The organism is Thalassolituus sp. UBA6592, assembly GCF_002433655.1.
GTDB lineage: Bacteria > Pseudomonadota > Gammaproteobacteria > Pseudomonadales > Oceanobacteraceae > Venatoribacter.
Window position 1 is genome coordinate 1 of the sequence record NZ_DJIO01000083.1, and the last position, 4,100, is coordinate 4,100.

Here is a 4,100-nt window from a genome sequence, read left to right on the forward strand (position 1 = left end):
GTCGAGCAGCGGCTGGGCGGTGAGTGGCTGCCTTTAGTCGTCAATGGTGAGCCGGTGCACGACGATGGCTATGATGTGGAAGTCCGCTACCTGCAGGATGACGATCAGGGCATGGCGAAGTATGAGAGTCGCTGGTATAACCCGCTTGCCGCTGGCGAGTATCGCTTTGTGATCGAAGCCCGGGAAGGCCAGCCAGCTTTACGTTCAGCTGCTTTTACCTGGGGTGGAAAGCACGATGGAATCGCTCTGCTGGAATAGAATCTGGCCGGATTTTTGCGGACAGTCCATCAAAAGTAGGAAAGAAAAGAGGTATTTACGTGGTAAATGCCTCTTTTTTATAGGAATGTCACATTGTTACATTAATTTTTCCGCCCCCGTTAAGTAGAATGATCCGCTGTTTTGGATAGGGACCGCAGTCAACGTCATGTTTAAAGCCATTTGGGCAGCCCGCTGGTATTTGTTACTGGGCCTTCTGACCTTCATATTTGTTCTCGCCATCAATACGCCTTTACATTTCGTCTGGGGTTTTGTGGAACCCAAAGTGCAGCGTCTGCCGGTAAAGATCGGTCATATCAGTGGCACATTATGGGACGGTAATGTCACACTCACCGTACCTCAGATGCGTGCTCTGGGTGAGCTGGACGCCCACTGGACACTGAGTCCTCTGAGCCTGCTGACCGGCACTGCCGCAGTGAATCTGGATATCAGTGGCCAGGGACTGCGGCTGAATGCCGACGCTGAGCTCGGCATGGGTCAGCAGGTGGTGATCAATGACGCCAGTGGCTATCTGGAGTCAGCAGTGATTGCGCCTTTGCTGAAACCAAACCGCATCAGTGTGGCCGGCAACTTTGAGCTGGGTCAGCTGCATGGTGAAATGAATCTGGCCGAGCGCTCGTTTGCCGGTTTTGCCGGACGTATCGTATTCAGCGGTGGTGCTGTCAGCGTGCCGGTGGATAACAAAGCGGTGGAAGCCAATATGCCAATGGTGATTGGTGATATCGGTATGGACGGTGACAAAGTCGTGATCCGCGCCAATACCACCGAGGGCCAGCAACTGTTACAGGCTTATATGCAGCCAGATGGCTGGGGTGGCGTTGCGGTTCGCCGTCGTTTTATCGACGCGCTGGGTCAGACATGGCCGAACAAAGCGGATGAAGACACAGTAATTTTTGAAGTGTCGCATAAGATTTTATAACCTTGGCGCGCGCTGAAAGCGCCGGGGAAAAATATAAAGACGGAGAGCAGGACTTTTGACACAAGAGGTAGCGGTGCTGACAAGCTGGCAGCGGTGGACGCTGGTCGGCGGCAAGATTGCCCTGACGCTGTTGCTGGCGTGGCAACTGGCGCATCTGACCTGGCAGATCATCGCCCCGCAGCCATTGATTCTGCAGGCGCCAAGCCAGGGCAATGGCCAGAGTGCACAGAACACGGTGGCCGGCACTGCTCAGTATCATCTGTTCGGTGACTACACAGCTGCACCGGTGCAGGAAGTGGCTAAACAGGTGGATGCACCGGATACCCGGCTGCGTCTGGATCTGCTGGGTGTGACCCGCTCTTCTGATGAAAAAGCGTCATCGGCCATTATTGCGCCGAAAGGTGGTGCCGGTGATTTCTATCGTGTAGGGGATGCTGTGCAGGGCCGGACCCGACTGGCGGCTGTGTATGACGACCGCGTTATTCTCGACACCAACGGTAAGCTGGAGACACTGAAATTTGATGACTCGCCGGCCACTGGCGTGCGCGCGGTATCCCGAGCCTCAGAGCCAGCTGCCCGGGAGCGGGACGACAATAACCGCGTATCACTGCGTGACCGCTTTAAGCGGGTGCGGAACGCCGGTGATTTTCTCGATATGGTCACTTCAGGTGCTGAAAATGATCCGGAAGCAACGCTCAATCAGATGGGATTGAAAGCCGTCGGACCGGGACAGGGCTATGAAGTACAGCGTGGATCCATGCTGAATTCTCTGAACCTGCGTCCGGGCGATATTGTATTGTCGGTCAACGGTCAGTCACTGGGGGATCCGCTCAGCGATCAGCAGATTCTTGAGCAGGTAAAAAGTGAAGGTAACGCCCGCATTGAAGTGCAGCGGGGCGACAGCCGTTTGACTGTTACGCACAGTCTGAATTAAAAGGAAAAGAACGTGTTAAAGCAGTGGGTATTCCTGATAGTTCTGGCTTTTGCCAGCGTCGTTCAGGCTGAAGAAAAAGACTGGCAGATCAACCTGAAAGAAGCCGATATCGGCGCTTTTATCAGTCAGGTTGCTGATATTACCGGCAAAAGTTTTGTCGTTGATCCACGGGTAAAAGGCCGGGTCAGCGTTCTTTCCAGTGCGCCAATGGACAAAGAAGGTGTTTATGAACTCTTCTTATCCGTGTTGCAGGTTCAGGGTTATGCCGCCGTTCCTGCCGGTGACGTGGTACTGATCGTACAGCAGAACGATGTGAAGCAGGCTGGCCGTGACCTTAACGAGAACGCCGGCAATCAGAGTCAGGAAATGCTGACCAAAGTTATTATGATCCGCAACACGCCTGCACTGGATCTGGTGCCTATTCTGCGTCCGTTGGTGGCTAAGTATGGTCATCTGGCCGGGGTTAAATCGGCGAACGCGCTGATTATTTCTGACCACGCTGCCAACATTAACCGTATCGAACAGATCATTGATCGTCTGGACAAATCCGGCAGTGAAGAGCTGGAAGTGGTGCAGCTGAAAGAAGCCTGGGTTGGCAACGTTGTGACCATGCTGCAGAGTCTGGACCCGGCCAAAGTGTCTCAGGGTAACGGCAGTGCTAATGCTGAAAATACCGCAGGTTCTATCCGTGTCGTTGCTGATGAACGCAGCAACCGCCTGATTATTAAGGGTGAAAAAAGTGCCCGTGAACGTATCCGTAAACTGATCGAAGAGCTGGATCAGCCGTCTTATTTCTCTGGCAGTGCGAAAGTGATCCGTCTGCAGTATGCCGATGCCACCAAACTGGCTGAGTTGCTGAAAAACCTGATGTCTGAAACCAATTCCGGTTCTGCCGCGCAGGAAGAACAGCAGGTTAAAGGTACCGCGGGTATTTATGCTGATGAAGAGCTGAATGCTCTGGTGGTACGTGCTGAACCATCGGTGATGAAAGAAGTGGAAGAGCTGGTGGCCTCCCTTGATGTGCGCCGTGCTCAGGTTCTGATTGAGTCCGCAATTGTAGAAATCAGCGGCGATATCAATGACGCGCTGGGCCTGCAGTGGCTGCTAGGTGATACCGATAATCCGGTTGCTGCCACTAACTTCTCAGAAGCCGGTAATTCCCTCTCCGGTATTGCTACCTCTATCGCCACTCAGGATTACGCCGGTGCTCTGGGCAACGGTCTGACGCTGGGTGGTTACAGTGAGATTGATGGTCAGATTGATTTCGGTGTGATTCTGAATGCCCTGAAAAGTAATTCGCATACCAACCTGTTATCCACGCCAAGCATCATGACACTGGATAACCAGGAAGCAGAAATTATCGTTGGTCAGAACGTGCCGTTCCGTACCGGCTCAACGGCATCAAACAGCAACACTAACCCATTCACTACCATTACCCGTGAAGACGTGGGTATTACGCTGAAGGTGAAACCACACATCCACGACGGAGAAGCGATTCGTCTGGAAGTGGAAGCCACGGCGGAATCGGTATCCTCCACCAGTGTTGATGGCAGTGCCGACTTAATCACCAATAAACGTTCGATTAAGACCATGATTCTGTCTGACGATCAGGAAACCATTGTACTGGGTGGTCTGATCCGTGATGACGTGACAGAAACCGAAAGCAAGGTTCCTCTGCTGGGTGATATTCCGGTACTGGGTTGGCTGTTTAAATCCAAATCCACCAGTCATACCAAGAACAATATGATGGTATTCCTGCGTCCGACCATTGTGGATAACCCGGGCACCGCTCGCAGTCTGACCCATGATAAATTCAACGGTATCTGGGAATTTTCAGTGTCGGATAAACTGGGCGAACAGGATATCGATAATCGTCTGGATATGCTGTTTGATGGTTTACCGGTGCAGATGCAGCAGAAAGACTGATTGAGCGGACGGTCATAAGACATAAAAAAGCCCCGGAAACGGGGC

4 protein-coding genes are annotated in these 4,100 nt (G+C 52.7%); all 4 read left to right on the plus strand.

Annotated elements, in window-relative coordinates; translation table 11 throughout:
• Positions 1-258, plus strand: a 258-nt coding sequence (locus B2Z72_RS08365) for a hypothetical protein (protein ID WP_297004533.1), incomplete at its 5' end; no start/stop codon positions are given.
• A gap of 166 nt (positions 259-424) precedes the next feature.
• Positions 425-1,195 (plus strand): type II secretion system protein N, encoded by a 771-nt coding sequence (gene gspN, locus B2Z72_RS08370; protein ID WP_296983961.1) that lies wholly within the window; start codon positions 425-427, stop codon positions 1,193-1,195.
• Between the two features lie 55 nt (positions 1,196-1,250).
• On the plus strand, positions 1,251-2,129 hold the full coding sequence (locus B2Z72_RS08375) for a type II secretion system protein N (protein ID WP_296983962.1): 879 nt from the start codon (positions 1,251-1,253) through the stop codon (positions 2,127-2,129).
• A 12-nt stretch (positions 2,130-2,141) separates the two neighbouring features.
• The gene (gspD, locus tag B2Z72_RS08380; RefSeq protein WP_296983963.1) at positions 2,142-4,055 is read left to right on the plus strand and encodes a type II secretion system secretin GspD; all 1,914 of its coding nucleotides are present in this window, start codon (positions 2,142-2,144) and stop codon (positions 4,053-4,055) included.
• Positions 4,056-4,100: the final 45 nt, after the last annotated feature.

Bases quoted from the DNA above. Each gene is read 5' to 3' on its own strand.
- gspN (WP_296983961.1), top strand. From the start codon at position 425: ATGTTTAAAGCCATTTGGGCAGCCCGCTGGTATTTGTTACTGGGCCTT.